Genomic DNA, 13,554 nt, shown 5'->3' with positions numbered 1-13,554 from the left:
CGGCTCAGGCCTTTTCAGCGTGGATATAGTCGACCGCCTGGCGCAGCGCCTTCTGATCCTTCGAACGCATCTGATAGGCGTAATTGCCCATGGCGCGGCTGAAGACCTCTTCGATGGCTTGGTGATGGACGATCTTGTCGCCATGGGCGGCTAGCACGTCCGCATGGCTGTGCAAATAGTCGATGTGGCGTTTGCGGCTGGCATAAGCAGTGAAATACTTGCCCTTGTAGGGACCACCTGCGGCATCCTTGACGACCATGTCGGCCCATGCGGCATAGACGTCGATGTCGAATGTGTAGTTGATGGCGTCGGTCATCCAGGCGCCGGGCGGGCGCATGTTGACCTCGAGCGCGATGATGCGCTTGTCCTTGGTCTCGAACAGCTCGATGTGGAAGAAGCGCTCGCGAACGTCGAACGCCTTCAGGATCTTGCGGCCCGCCTCCTCCACCGCCGGCGTGATTTCGGGAAAGCAGGTGTAGCTCATGTGGCGGTCCTTGTTGACCGCATCCATGATGCTCTGGTCGTAGCGGTGGCTGGCCGCCAGCACCACCTCGCCGTCGCGGTTGACCAGCCCGTCGAAGGTCACCACCAGTCCCTCGATGAACTGCTCCATCACGAAGGTGACGTCCTCCGGCTTGTCCCGGAAGAACTGGTCGAGTTCCCTGGCATTGGAGATCTTGAAGGTATTGGAGGCGCCGGAACCGGAATCCGGCTTGACCACGACCGGGTAGCCGACACGGCGGATGAAGGTCATGGCGCCGGCGCGGTCGGAGCATTTGCGCTGCGGGATGGTCTCGACGCCGCTCTTGCGGAAGAAGGCGCGCATGCGGCTTTTCCGCTTCAAATTCTTCACGAAATCAAGCTTGGTGCCATAGATGTTGAAATCGGTGCGGATATTCGCCTCGAGCTCCAGCCAATGCTCGTTGAGCGATTCAAAGCGATCGATGCGGCCCCATTTGTGGATGAAATGGCCCATCGCCCGGAACACGGCGTCGTAATCTTCCATGTCGGCGATGCGGTAATATTCCGAAAGCGCCGGCTTCAGCCTGCTGTTCAAACTCTCATAAGGCGCATCGCCGATCCCGAGCACGGTGGCGCCGGCCTTCTTCAGCCGGTCGCAGAAATCGGCGCCGTTGGCCGGAAAATGCGGCGAGAAGAACACGAAATTCATGGGCGACCCCTCCCCGGAGCTTCGCTCGGTAGCCAAGCATTCGAAACCAAGTCTGGCGCATTTACGAGGCGCGGGGAAGACGTCGGCGCCGCGAAGAGGCCGGGCGAGGCGCATTCGTTCCTCCGTCCCGCTTGCCTCCGACGGGCCGCTCCTGTAAGAGAGCCGCCATGACCACGCGCGTCCGCTCCGTCGCTTCTTCTCGCCCCGGCTTCGCCGGCGAGACCGCGCGCGCGCTCGCTTCGACCCTGCTTCTTCTCGGTCTTATCGGCGATCGCCGGGTTCGCTGAAGGAGCGCCCGGCGGTCGATACCCGCCGCCTCAGGCGCATGCTCCTTGGCAAAGTCATAATCAAGCGAATGAAATTCTGGTAGAGGCGACGCTCGCCATCAATCCGCCCAAGGCGAACATGCGAGCCGCCCGGAGAAGAGACGATGAACGCACGAGAAGAAATCCGCGCCGGCGAGGCTGAAGCCGGGAAGCGCGCGGCCGGCCACATGCCGGATGCAGCCCGCAAATACCAGTCTTACCCCACCGTGGGCCTGACCGACCGCACCTGGCCGAACAAGGTGATCGACAAGGCGCCGATCTGGTGCTCGGTCGACCTGCGCGACGGCAACCAGGCGCTGATCGACCCCATGGGCCACGAGCGCAAGGCGCGCATGTTCGCGCTGTTGCTCGACATGGGCTTCAAGGAGATCGAGATCGGCTTCCCCTCGGCCTCACAGACGGACTTCGACTTTGCCCGCTGGTGCATCGATGAAAGCGGCGTGCCTCGCGACGTGTCGCTCCAGGTGCTGGTGCAATGCCGGCCCGAGCTGATCACGCGGACTTTCGAGGCGCTGAACGGCGCGCACCGCCCGATCGTGCATTTCTACAATTCGACCAGCGAATTGCAGCGCCGCGTCGTCTTCGAGAAGGATGTCGCGGGCATCAAGCGCATCGCCACCGACGCCGCCAAGATGATCACCGACATGGCGGCCAAGGCCGGCGGCGGCTACCGCTTCGAATACTCGCCGGAAAGCTTCACCGGCACCGAGCTCGAAGTTGCGCTGGAGATCTGCAACGCCGTCACCGAGATCGTGAAGCCGACGGCCGACAACAAGCTGATCATCAACCTGCCCTCGACGGTCGAGATGTCGACGCCCAACGTCTATGCCGACCGCATCGAGTGGATGTGCCGCAATCTCGACAACCGCGAGAACCTGATCATCTCGCTGCATCCGCATAACGACCGCGGCACCGGCATCGCCACCACCGAGCTCGGCCTGATGGCCGGGGCCGACCGCGTCGAAGGCACGCTGTTCGGCAATGGCGAGCGCACCGGCAATGTCGATATCGTGACGCTGGCGCTCAACATGTTCACCCAGGGCGTCGATCCGGAGCTCGACTGCTCCGACATCAACCGGATGAAGGATGTCTATGAATATTCGAACCAGTTGAAGATCCCGGAACGCCATCCTTATGTCGGCGAACTGGTCTACACGGCTTTCTCCGGCTCGCATCAGGATGCCATCAACAAGGGCATGAAGGCGCTGAAGAAGGCCAACACGCCGATCTGGGAGGTGCCTTACCTGCCGATCGACCCGGCCGATGTCGGCCGCACCTACGAGGCGATCATTCGGATCAACTCGCAGTCGGGCAAAGGCGGCATCGCCTATGTGCTGCATGCGGATTACGGCCTCAATCTTCCGCGCAATCTGCAGATCGAATTCAGCCAGGCGATCCAGGCGATCACCGACGCGGAAGGCAAGGAGGTGCCGGCCAAGCGCATCCATGAACGCTTCCTCGAAACTTATGTCGATCAGCCTCGCGCGCGGCTGAAGTTCCTCGACCATCGCACCTTCCCCGACACCGCGGTGAAGGGGCGGCGCATCGTGGAGGCGGATATAATCGACAACGGCAAGGAAGTGACGATCACCGGCTCGGGTACCGGCCCGATCGACGGCTTTGTCGATGCGCTCTCGCGCCATGTCGGCGTCGACATGTCGGTGCTCGACTATTCCGAGCATTCCTTGCAGCGTGGCTCCAACGCCTCGGCGATCTCCTATGTCGAGATGGAGCATCCGGGTGGCAAGCTGTTCGGCGCCGGCATCAACACCAACATCGTCGCCGCTTCGCTGGAGGCCGTTGTTTCGGCCGCCAACCGCATCCTATGCCGCAAGGCCGGCTGAACATTTGAGCCCTTGAACGCGACGCGTCCGCCGGGCGCGCCGCGGTAAAACATGCGTGATTTTCTCGCCATTCATTAACCGGCAGGGAAATTTGCGGTGGCTTACGTGATCGCATAACAGAAGCATTCTTGTGCGCCGCCGCAAGCGCTATATATGATCGGTTCCTAACCTGTGCCGACTTCGAAAGGTTCGACACTTGGAGCCTGCCACGCCTGCCGCCCCCGCAGTGCGCGAGACATTGGAGCGACTGCTTGCCAGCGAAACGTTCGGACGCTCCGAGCGTGCGCGCAGGCTATTGCGCTATCTGGTGGAGCGCGAGCAGGCAGGCGAAGGCGACAGGTTGAAGGGTGTTTCCATCGCCATGGACGTCTTCGGCAAGGACGGCGATTTCGACGCCTCCACCGATGCCGTGGTCAGGGTCCAGGCCGGCCGCCTGCGCGAGCTTCTGGACCAATACTTCGCCAATGAAGGCGTCGCCGAGCCGGTGCGTATCGCGATCCCGCGCGGCGGTTATGTTCCATCCTATGAGCTGAACGCGATCCGTCTGCCCGGCGACGCAAAATCCGCGACCGGCAACATCGCGCGCCAACCCCAGGCATCGGCCGAAGCCGCATCGTCCGCGGCCGAATATCTCGACAGCCGGACGCCGGGCGAGCCTGCGGCCCCCATTGCACCAGCCGCACCTGCACAATCACTGACGCGGCAGTTGCGGTTCTTCTGGGCTGCCATGGTTCTGGTCATTGCCATGCTAGGCCTGCTCATCCTTCGCCAGGGCAATGCCTTCCTCGGCGGCAGCGACACGGCGGCAACGGCTGCAACGGCGGGCGTTGCCGGCACCGCCGCCCAGCCGATATTCGACTCCTTGCCGCTCATCTACATAGCCACGAAAGCCGATGGAGCAGAGGCGGCTCGCGTCGCGTCGTCTCTGCGCGCCGGCCTTGCCGGTTTCGACACCATCGACTTCATCGGGCGCGACGCGGATTCAACGCGCGATCAATCGGCCGACCCGATCAGTTTCGTCTTCGAGATTGTTCCCGGCCCCGCCGCCGGCGACGTCACGGTCGAACTGCAGAGCGTCGCGACCGGTCGGGTCCTGCTGTCGCGCAACCTGACATCGGCCGAAACCGCGCCTGGCGTGGTTGAAAGCAACATCGCCAGCCTTCTGACATCGACCGTTCCCGCTTCCGGCGCGATCTACAGCTACATCGACCAGAGCGACATCCGCACCAGCCAGATCGGATGCCTGGTGCTCGACGACCACTACTATCTCGACATGAACGCCCAGACGCACGAAGCTGCCTATCGCTGCCTGGAGAAGCTGGCCAGCGAAGGCACCAAATCGTCGCTTGTCTACGCTGAGCTGGCTGCGCTTCATGGGGAGGCCGTCACCGTCCACTATCCCTATCCGCCGGAAGCGACACTCGAAAAGGCCATGTCGCTCGCGCATCGCGCCGTCCAGATGGGGCCCATGAACCCGCACGCGCATCGCGCCCTCGGCTACCTCAACTCGCGCCTCGGCAACGCGGACGAAGCGATCCGCTTGACGCGCAAGGCCTACGAACTCAACCCGTATGATCTCGGCATGGCCGCCGCCTATGGCTACGGGCTGATCTTCGCCGGCAAATATGATGAGGGAACGCCGATCCTGGGTCACGCGGTCGAGGCCTTCAGCGGCCATCCGACCTGGTGGGACTATGGCCTGTTCGTCGGCGCCTTCATGCAGGGCGACATGAAAAAGGCCGCCATCGCCAGCGAGTCGCTGCGCACGACGGCATCCAAGTCGCATTATCTGGCCGCGCGCCTGATCGGCGCCAAGATTTCGGGTCGCGACAAGCTGGCGGGCGAGCTTGCCAACGAGCTCACCACCGAATTCCCGAAATTCGCCGCCGACCCGCGCGCGACATTCGTCGACCGCAAATATCCCGCGGATCTCACCGATCGGCTGGTGCAATCCTTGCGTGCCGCCGGGATCGGCAATCCGAGCTAAAGACTTTACGGAAAAGCGTGGTCAGTTGGTTCGGCGGCCACGCCGCAGCCTTCGTGCCGGAATTGCAGCAAGACAAGGACATAGGCACACCTTCCGCCGGTGTTTGGACCACCCAATGCCCGAAGCGCGGAAGTATCACGCTGTGATCCGACACCCATTAGGACGAGCTTGGGCGTCGAGCGCCTGACAGGCCGCTTCGGTCGCGAAAATTTTACTGGCCATCCCTCTGGATCGGGAGCAATTCAGCCACAATTTCCAATTGCAGCCTGTCTTGTTCACCGCTCCATTTTTCATGCTTCCCTTCCCCTATGCCGTCGAGGGCGGCGCCGGTCCGAAGACGATCGTGCTTCTGCATGGCTTCGGAGCGTGCCGTGAGATCTGGCGCGACGTCATGGCCCCGCTGGCGGCGGAGGCGAGAGTGTTGGCCTACGACCTTCCGGGCCATGGTCGTTCGCTGCAATGCGAAGGCATGGGCGGCGCCAAGCCGGCCGCGCGAGCCATCCTCGCCGATCTTGCCGCCCGCCAGCTGACCAAGGTCCATCTCGTCGGTCATTCCATGGGCGGCGCGGTCGCGACGTTGATGGCGCTAGCCGATCCCGGCAGGGTGGCTTCGCTCACGCTGTTGGCGCCCGGCGGCTTCGGCCCGGAGATCAACGCAGCCCTGCTGCGCCGCTATGCGGCGGCTTCCGGCAGGAAGCAGATCCGCGCCAGCCTTGCGGCCATGTCGGCCCCGCGCAGCGTGCCGCCCGACCACGTGGTGGACGCCCTCTGCCTCATGCGCAAACAGCCCGGCCAGTTGCAGACCCTGATCGATATGGCGGCCGCGATGACCAGGGACGACCGGCAAGGGGTCATCCCTCGAGCGCAGCTCGATGCGCTCGACATGCCGGTGATGGTTGTTTGGGGAGCGGAGGATCCGCTCCTGCCTGTCGGGCAGGCCGAGGCTCTGCCGTCGCATTTCCATCTGCACCATGTCCTTGACGCGGGTCACATGCTGGTCGAGGAGGCTCCAGATCTGATCGCCGAGATCGTGCGCCGCAACACGCGACGGCGCGCCAGGCTGTTGCGTCCGGCGCTGGGCGCCGCGGCCAATTGAACGCGGGGCGATGTCCTTGCCGGGTTGGCTCCGCACCAGCCGTAAAGATCCGAAACGGGTTTCCGCCTGGACCCGGCCCGGTATGTCATCGGCGTGCATTTTGCCGGCGACTGTGTTAACTCGCTGTTAACCACCAGCGAGGCAGCCGCCCATGAAGGATGCAGGCGACATAATCACCCCGATCGAGCCATCGCGAAAGCTTTCGGACGCCATACGCGACGTCAAGAACGCCTTCGCCGACCGCGATGACGTGGTTGTCGACATGCGCGAGGCGCACCGCATGCGGCTCGATCTGCTGGCAGCCGAGCTTGCTCCCGTCTTTGCCGATGTCCCGGCCGACATTGACAGCTTCGACTTCGCCGTCTCGTCAGGCCTGCAGCCGCGGCTATGGATCGACGCGGTGAGCCACGTCGCCATGGGACGCGACCGCCGAACCTACCGCTTCCTCAAGGACACCCGCGTCGGCCGCGTGGTGCTGGCTGAATCGACCGAGATGAAAGCCGTCGCCGACGCTGTCACGCGCTACGTGGCCGAACGTGTCGTCGAGCGGCAGCGCATGATGGAGGGCGGCATGGAAAGCGCCGTTCCCGGCCTGCATCGACACATGGTCCAAGAAGCGGAGCCGCCTATCCGATCTCAAACGGGCCGCAACGGCTGGACAACCTTCTTCGCCGGCCTTGGCCTGATCGCCGCGGGCGCCCTTGTCGGCCTGGCGGTTTCGCTGGCCCTGTTCTGGGACCGCATCATGCAGATGAAGATCAGCTTCTGACGAGTTGGCGCCCGTCTGCCGGCACGTCGAGGTCCATGGTCTGGAGGTCCGAAGGCGGCATGGCCGGTCCGGTCAGGCCGCGCCTGGTCAGACGCAGGCGCCAGCTGCCGCTTTCACCATCGATTTCGAACATGTTGTACTGCGCCGCCGGATGGTTGCCACCCGGCGCCTGGCCGGCGGCGGCAACACCGACCACCGGCACCTTGGCGCCGCGTGTGCCGATGGTGAACAAGGACGGCAGGTGCGAGTGGCCGTGCAGGACGAGTTCCGCGCCATGCCGGCGAACGACCTTGTGAAAACGGGCAATGCCGAACAGCCGCTTGTGCTGCGGGATCGCGCCGCGCACCGGCGGGTGGTGGATCATGATGATCCGGAAGAGTTCTTGTTTCGCGGTATCATCGAGGACCTTGCCGAGCCGTTCGGCCTGCCCTTCCATAAAGAAGCCGTTGGCCATGAAGGGTGCGGTGGCGCGCGCCGTGGTGACGCCGATCAGCGCGACGTTGCCGCGCACGCGCAGATACGGAAAGGAATTGCGGTCGACCGGACCGTTGACGCCGTCGCCCGTCATCCAGGGAGCCCACGCCCGGCAGACCTTGTCGAAGGCGCCCGGCACATAGGCATCGTGATTGCCGGGAACCACGGAAACGTCCTGCGGCGACCCGAGCGTCTCCAGCCAGTGCTTGGCCATCTCGATCTCGCCGTCGAGCGCCAGATTGACGAGGTCTCCGGTGACGGCGAGATGGTCCGGCGCGTTCGTCTTGATGTCGGCGACGATCGTGTCGATGACCGCGTCATGCATATGGCGGCGTCGGTTGCGCTGCCAGTTGACATAGCCCAGCACGCGCTTGGACGCGAGGTCGCGATAGGTTACATCGGGCAGCGGTCCCAGATGAGCATCGGAAATATGCGCGAGCCTGAACATGGCCCCTTCTTAAGCGACGCCGGCGAGGCTTTCCACTCACCCTTTGCTGTTCACCCAAGCAGGTGCCGCAAAATGGTCGTGGGGCAACCCTTGAAGATCTGTCTGGGGATCATTGCATGAACCGCCAAGCCGATCCCGAGGAGGCATTTCGCCAAGCCGGCTGGCCGGGCTTCCGGGCGAGGCTGTTCCATTTATACTTCCTGCTGCGCCGCCCCATGACGCTTGGCGTGCGCGGGCTGGTTTATAACCGCGCCTCCAATTCCGTCTTCCTGATCCGCCACACCTATGTTCCAGGCTGGCATCTACCGGGCGGCGGCGTCGAGGTCAGCGAGACGCTCGAGCAAGCCTTGGTGCGCGAGTTGGCCGAGGAAGGCAACATCGCGCTGACCACGCCGCCGGTGCTGAAGTCGATGCATTTCAACCGCCGCTCCAGCAAGCGCGACCATGTCGGCCTTTATCTGATCGAAGCTTTCAGCCAGACGGCTCCGAAACTGCCCGATCATGAGATCGCCGAAGCGGGCTTCTTCCCGCTCGATCATTTGCCGCAGGAAACGACCCCGGCGACACTGCGACGGATAGCAGAGATTTTTGGCGGTGAGCGCATCTCACCCTACTGGTAGTCACGCCGCCTTCCTGAACCTGCCCCGGTCATGCGCAGCCGCATAGTCGAGCTCCGGCCCCACCGGAACGATCCCCGTCGGATTGATCGATCTGTGGCTGCCGTAATAATGCGACTTGATGTGGTGCAGGTTGACGGTGCCCGACACACCGGGCACCTGATAGAGATCGCGCAGATAGTTCGACAGGTTCGGATAGTCGGCGATGCGGCGCAGATTGCATTTGAAGTGGCCGACATAGACCGGATCGAAGCGCACCAGCGTCGTGAACAGCCGCCAATCGGCCTCGGTGATGTGTTCGCCGGCCAGGTAGCGCTGTCGCGACAGCCTCTCTTCGATCATGTCGAGAACCTGGAACAATTCACCGAAAGCTTCCTCATAGGCTTTCTGCGTGGTGGCGAAACCGGCGCGATAAACGCCGTTGCTGATTGCCGGGTAGACCTGCGCATTGATCCTGTCGATCTCCGCCCGCAGTGCCGCCGGATAGAAGTCGAGACCCGCATCGCCCCATTCGTCGAAGGCCGAATTGAGCATGCGGATGATCTCGGAGGACTCGTTGTTGACGATGGTCTCTTGCCTCTTGTCCCACAGTACAGGCACCGTCACGCGGCCTGAATAGGCCGGATCGGCCTTGGCGTAGATCTGGTGCAAGAAATCGAGGCCGTAGAGCGTGTCCCCGGTGGCGCCTTCCTCGGTTTTGAACGTCCAGCCGTTTTCACCCATGAAGTGGTGCACCACCGATACGGAGATGATGCCGTCGAGCTTCTTCAGGGCACGGAAGATCAGGGTGCGGTGTGCCCAAGGGCAGGCAAGCGAGACATAGAGGTGATAACGGCCGGGTTCCGCCTTGAAGCCGCGCCTGCTGCCTTGCGCCGGACTGCCGTCACGCGTGACCCAGTCGCGCCATTGCGATTCTCTTCGTATGAACCGTCCGCCGCTGTCGGTCTCGAACGGGCGGTCCTGCCATTTGCCTTCGATCAGCAATCCCATGCGGAAATCTCCCTGCGGTTCGCAATAATCTAGGCCGATAGCCGGGTTGGCGAAGCCCCTCGGCACTGAACAGTTCGTCAAATGAGGAACCAGTTCGTCAAATGACACAAAGAAAGACAAAAAGCGCCGATTGCAGCGGCACAAAATTGGTGCTAGCGGAGGCGCCCATGTTCGACTTTGCCTCGATCCGGTTCGACCGACGACGAAAGGGCGCCCGCGCTTAACAAGCGCTGACTGGCGAACGCTGCCGCTTGCAGCAAACCTTCCTCGCATACCGGAACGCAAAGACCATGAGCCTTGCCGACGTGAAATACCTGCCGGAAACCCCGGCGCATGATGCTGAAATCGAAGCCATCAACGACGAGGCCTTCGGCCCGGGCCGCTTCGTGCTTGCCGCCTACAAGATCCGCGAGTCGGGCGGTCATGACCGCTCGATGTCCTATGTCGCCGTCAAGGACGACGCGGTGATCGCCTCGGTGCGCATGACGCGCGTGGCCGCGGGCGCGGGACGCGCCATGATGCTCGGCCCGCTTGCGGTTCGCCCCGCCTTCAAGAATTTGGGCATCGGCCGCAAGCTGGTCGCGATCGCGCTGGAGGCGGCCAGGAAGGCCGGCGCGCCTGCCGTCATCCTGGTCGGCGACGAGCCATATTATGGGCCGCTCGGCTTCAAACGCTTCCCGCGCGGGCAGATCACCATGCCGCGCCCGGTCGATCTCGACCGGCTGCTGTATCACGACATCAAGCCGGGCGCCGTCGCGCGCTTTGCCGGTGAAGTCGGCCACGCCAATACGGCAAGGGTTGCGGAATTTGCCCCGGCCCTGGTGCGGCCGGCCGGCAATGCGCAGCTGTCGATCGAGCCGGCCATTGCGGTTGCGCCTCCCCTGCGCGCCTCGTAGCATAATTCGAAACCCTGGGAGGCTTGCATGAACCCGAACGGCCAGATCGCGATCGTCACCGGCGGGGGATCCGGCCTGGGAGAGGCGACGGCGCGCGCGCTTGCCGCCAAGGACGCCCGCGTCGCCATCCTCGATGTCGGCATCGAGCGCGCGGCGAAGGTCGCAACCGACATCGGCGGCATTGCCGTCCAATGCGATGTCTCTAGCGGCGACAGCGCCACGGCCGCGATCACCGAAGTGGCTGGAAAGCTCGGTGAACCGCGCATCCTGGTCAATTGCGCCGGCATCGCCATCGGCGTGAAGACGATCGGCAAGGACGGACCGCATCCGCTCGACCAGTACCGCAAGGTTATCGAGATCAACCTGATCGGCACGTTCAACATGATCCGCCTCGTTGCCGATCGGGCGGCGAAGCTCGATCCGCTTGCCGGGGGCGAGCGCGGCGTCATCGTCAACACCGCCTCCGTTGCCGCCTATGACGGTCAGATCGGGCAGGCCGCCTATTCCGCTTCCAAGGGCGGCGTCGTTGGCATGACGCTGCCGGTGGCGCGCGATCTGGCGCGCTCCGGCATTCGCGTCTGCACCATCGCGCCCGGCATCTTCAAGACGCCGATGATGGCCGGCATGCCGCAGGAAGTGCAGGATTCGCTCGGTGCCGCCGTGCCCTTCCCGCCGCGGCTCGGCGAGCCGTCGGAATATGCGGCCCTTGCGCTGCACATCGTCGAGAACCAGATGCTCAACGGCGAAACCATCCGGCTCGACGGCGCCATCCGCATGGCGCCGAAGTAAGCCGAGATGACTGGCTCGCCGACAGGCGCCGGTGCTTCCACCGAAAAGACAGGCCCGCTCGCCGGCCTGAAAGTCATCGAGATGGCCGGGCTCGGCCCGGTGCCGCTTGCCGCCCTGATGCTGGCCGAGATGGGTGCCGATGTGTTGCGCATCGAACGCGCCGATGCCGGCCAGCCGCTTCTGGACCTGCCGGAAAAATACGACCTCGACCGGCACGGCCGTTCCATCCTCAAGCTCGACCTCAAACATCCGGCGGGCACGGAGCTGTTGCTGCGGCTCGCGGCATGGGCCGACTTGCTTGTCGAAGGCTTCCGCCCCGGTGTGATGGAGCGCCTCGGCCTCGGGCCCGATGTGCTGCTTCAACGCAATCCGGCGCTGATCTATGGCCGACTGACCGGGTTCGGCCAGGACGGACCGCTGTCCGGGCGAGCCGGGCACGACATCACCTATCTCGCTTATGCGGGCCTGCTGCACGCGATCGGCAGGAAGGACGCGCCGCCCGTGCCGCCGCTCAATCTCGTCGCGGATCAAGGCGGCGGCGCCATGATGCTGATTGCTGGCGTGCTCGCCGCCCTTTTCCAGCGTTCGTTGACCGGAAAGGGCCAGGTGATCGACGCCTCTATGATCGAGGGGGCCTCAATGCTTGCGGCGCCGATCCACGCTTACATGGCGGCGGGTCTGTGGAGCGACAGGCGCGGCGAGAACCTGGTGGATTCAGGGGCGCCGTTCTATGACACCTATGAGACGAAGGATGGCAAGCACATTGCCGTCGGCTGCCTTGAACCGCGCTTCTTCGCCGAATTCGCCAAGCTGCTGCCGCTCGCCGGGCATTTTGTCGGCAACCAATATGACAATTCGTCGTGGCCGGCGATGCGCGCCGCAATTGCCGGCCGGGTCAGGGAGAAAACGCGCGACGAATGGGCCGAGCTTTTCGCCGCGTCCGACGCCTGTGTCGCGCCCGTGCTGTCGCTGGTCGAAGCCAGGAACCACCCGCACAATCGCGCCAGGCAAAGCTTTGTGACGTCTGGCAGGCTCGAGCGCCCGGCGCCGGCGCCGCGTTTCTCGCATGCCCCGGCAGCGGCTGCGGCAGCGCCGGCCGCCGCCGATCGCGAAAGCGCAAGCATATTGGCCCGTTTTGGCTTCAGCCAGGAGGAAATCGCAGCCCTTGCAAAAGCGGGTGTACTCGGCCGATAACCGGAGAAGAGAAATCAACTTATCTCGGGTGAGCTTGTGATCGAACCGAAAAAAGATGTCATTCGCCAGACCGACGCCGAAGCGATCAGGCTGGCGAAAACCTTGATCCGCGCAGCGCGTTTCGGCGCGCTCGCGGTGGTCGAGCCCGGCACCGGCGCGCCGCTGGCGAGCAGGGTCGGCGTCGCCACCGACATCGACGGCGCGCCGCTGATCCTGATCTCGATGCTGTCCGCGCACACCGGTGCGCTTGTCGCCGATCCGCGCTGCTCGCTGCTGCTTGGCGAGCCCGGCAAGGGCGATCCGCTGGCGCATCCGCGCATCAGCCTGGCATGCCGGGCCGTGCTGCTGGAGCGGGGATCGGCCGACCAGGTCCGAGCCGAACGCCGCTACCTCAATCGCAATCCGAAGGCCAAGCTTTATGCCGGACTCGGCGATTTCTCGTTCTTCCGGCTCGAGCCTGGGCGCGCCAGCCTGAATGGCGGCTTCGGCAAGGCCTATCTTCTCGACCGCGATGATTTCGTCACCGGCCGCGCCCTTGTCGAGGAACTGGCCGGCAGCGAGCAGGCAGCACTCGATCACATGAATGCCGATCATCGCGACGCAATTGCCCTCTATGCCCGTCACTTCGGCGGCGCCGCCGGCGACGGCTGGATCGTCACCGGCTTCGATGCCGACGGCATGGATCTCGCCGCCCTGGACGCGACCTGCAGGATCTTCTTTCCCCAGCCTTTGCAAGCGGCGCGCGAATTGCGTTCGGTGCTCGTCGAGATGGCGAAGGCGGGACGCGCGGCAGAGCAAGAGCGATAGTTGATCGCGCGCCGGCGAAAGCAACGCTTGATAGTTAAACGAAATGATCTACCTTTGTTATGGCGCTGATTCAGCAGCGCCTGTCGACATCTGAACATTGTGGAATCAGGCGCCATTGCCCCCTGGCGCCAGGATGAGCCAGGACC

At 63.8% G+C, this 13,554-nt stretch carries 12 protein-coding genes; 9 read left to right on the top strand and 3 right to left on the bottom strand.

Annotated elements, in window-relative coordinates; genetic code table 11:
* Nucleotides 1-4: 4 nt before the first annotated feature.
* Nucleotides 5-1,171 carry an ATP-grasp domain-containing protein gene (locus tag CK230_RS11215; protein WP_095817228.1) on the bottom strand — a complete coding sequence of 389 codons (1,167 nt, stop codon included), beginning with the start codon at nt 1,169-1,171 and terminating at the stop codon, nt 5-7.
* Nucleotides 1,172-1,601: 430 nt separating this feature from the next.
* Between CK230_RS11215 and leuA the strand changes: the two genes are divergently transcribed.
* From leuA to CK230_RS11190, 4 genes are all read left to right on the top strand, one after another.
* Nucleotides 1,602-3,341, top strand: coding sequence for a 2-isopropylmalate synthase (gene leuA, locus CK230_RS11205; RefSeq protein ID WP_095817226.1), 1,740 nt, complete (start codon nt 1,602-1,604; stop codon nt 3,339-3,341).
* Between the two features lie 196 nt (nt 3,342-3,537).
* Nucleotides 3,538-5,328: a hypothetical protein gene (locus CK230_RS11200; RefSeq protein ID WP_095817225.1), complete on the top strand. Its 1,791-nt coding sequence runs from the start codon at nt 3,538-3,540 to the stop codon at nt 5,326-5,328.
* A 292-nt stretch (nt 5,329-5,620) separates the two neighbouring features.
* Entirely contained in the window at nt 5,621-6,424 is an 804-nt protein-coding gene (locus CK230_RS11195; RefSeq protein WP_095817224.1) for an alpha/beta fold hydrolase, read from the top strand.
* A gap of 151 nt (nt 6,425-6,575) precedes the next feature.
* The gene (locus tag CK230_RS11190) at nt 6,576-7,193 is read left to right on the top strand and encodes a hypothetical protein (RefSeq protein ID WP_095817223.1); all 618 of its coding nucleotides are present in this window, start codon (nt 6,576-6,578) and stop codon (nt 7,191-7,193) included.
* On the opposite strand, the gene CK230_RS11185 is transcribed toward CK230_RS11190, so the two are convergent.
* A complete protein-coding gene (locus CK230_RS11185) occupies nt 7,183-8,115 on the bottom strand; it encodes a metallophosphoesterase (RefSeq protein ID WP_095817222.1) in 933 nt (310 codons plus the stop codon). The two genes, CK230_RS11190 and CK230_RS11185, sit on opposite strands and share 11 nt — an antisense overlap.
* Nucleotides 8,116-8,231: 116 nt before the next feature.
* Between CK230_RS11185 and CK230_RS11180 the strand changes: the two genes are divergently transcribed.
* Nucleotides 8,232-8,735, top strand: coding sequence for an NUDIX domain-containing protein (locus tag CK230_RS11180; RefSeq protein WP_095817221.1), 504 nt, complete (start codon nt 8,232-8,234; stop codon nt 8,733-8,735).
* On the opposite strand, the gene CK230_RS11175 is transcribed toward CK230_RS11180, so the two are convergent.
* Nucleotides 8,736-9,722: a glutathione S-transferase family protein gene (locus CK230_RS11175; RefSeq protein ID WP_095817220.1), complete on the bottom strand. Its 987-nt coding sequence runs from the start codon at nt 9,720-9,722 to the stop codon at nt 8,736-8,738.
* 290 nt (nt 9,723-10,012) lie between these two features.
* Between CK230_RS11175 and CK230_RS11170 the strand changes: the two genes are divergently transcribed.
* From CK230_RS11170 to CK230_RS11155, 4 genes are read left to right on the top strand one after another with little or no spacing between them, the layout of a single operon-like run.
* Nucleotides 10,013-10,618 (top strand): N-acetyltransferase, encoded by a 606-nt coding sequence (locus CK230_RS11170; protein WP_095817219.1) that lies wholly within the window; start codon nt 10,013-10,015, stop codon nt 10,616-10,618.
* 27 nt (nt 10,619-10,645) lie between these two features.
* Nucleotides 10,646-11,407 (top strand): 3-hydroxyacyl-CoA dehydrogenase, encoded by a 762-nt coding sequence (locus CK230_RS11165; protein WP_095817218.1) that lies wholly within the window; start codon nt 10,646-10,648, stop codon nt 11,405-11,407.
* Nucleotides 11,408-11,413: 6 nt separating this feature from the next.
* Nucleotides 11,414-12,601, top strand: a complete 1,188-nt coding sequence (locus CK230_RS11160; protein ID WP_095817217.1) for a CaiB/BaiF CoA-transferase family protein — start codon at nt 11,414-11,416, stop codon at nt 12,599-12,601.
* A 36-nt stretch (nt 12,602-12,637) separates the two neighbouring features.
* Nucleotides 12,638-13,408, top strand: coding sequence for a HugZ family protein (locus CK230_RS11155; RefSeq protein ID WP_095817216.1), 771 nt, complete (start codon nt 12,638-12,640; stop codon nt 13,406-13,408).
* Nucleotides 13,409-13,554 lie beyond the last annotated feature (146 nt).

It is taken from the genome of Mesorhizobium sp. WSM3859, assembly GCF_002295065.1.
Taxonomy (GTDB): domain Bacteria; phylum Pseudomonadota; class Alphaproteobacteria; order Rhizobiales; family Rhizobiaceae; genus Mesorhizobium.
The sequence above is the reverse complement of the archived record's forward strand: the minus strand, read 5'-3'. Positions and strand labels throughout refer to the sequence as shown.

Bases quoted from the DNA above. Each gene is read 5' to 3' on its own strand.
- CK230_RS11215 (WP_095817228.1), bottom strand. From the start codon at position 1,171: ATGAATTTCGTGTTCTTCTCGCCGCATTTTCCGGCCAACGGCGCCGAT.
- leuA (WP_095817226.1), top strand. From the start codon at position 1,602: ATGAACGCACGAGAAGAAATCCGCGCCGGCGAGGCTGAAGCCGGGAAG.
- CK230_RS11195 (WP_095817224.1), top strand. From the start codon at position 5,621: ATGCTTCCCTTCCCCTATGCCGTCGAGGGCGGCGCCGGTCCGAAGACG.
- CK230_RS11190 (WP_095817223.1), top strand. From the start codon at position 6,576: ATGAAGGATGCAGGCGACATAATCACCCCGATCGAGCCATCGCGAAAG.
- CK230_RS11185 (WP_095817222.1), bottom strand. From the start codon at position 8,115: ATGTTCAGGCTCGCGCATATTTCCGATGCTCATCTGGGACCGCTGCCC.
- CK230_RS11180 (WP_095817221.1), top strand. From the start codon at position 8,232: ATGAACCGCCAAGCCGATCCCGAGGAGGCATTTCGCCAAGCCGGCTGG.
- CK230_RS11175 (WP_095817220.1), bottom strand. From the start codon at position 9,722: ATGGGATTGCTGATCGAAGGCAAATGGCAGGACCGCCCGTTCGAGACC.
- CK230_RS11170 (WP_095817219.1), top strand. From the start codon at position 10,013: ATGAGCCTTGCCGACGTGAAATACCTGCCGGAAACCCCGGCGCATGAT.
- CK230_RS11165 (WP_095817218.1), top strand. From the start codon at position 10,646: ATGAACCCGAACGGCCAGATCGCGATCGTCACCGGCGGGGGATCCGGC.
- CK230_RS11160 (WP_095817217.1), top strand. From the start codon at position 11,414: ATGACTGGCTCGCCGACAGGCGCCGGTGCTTCCACCGAAAAGACAGGC.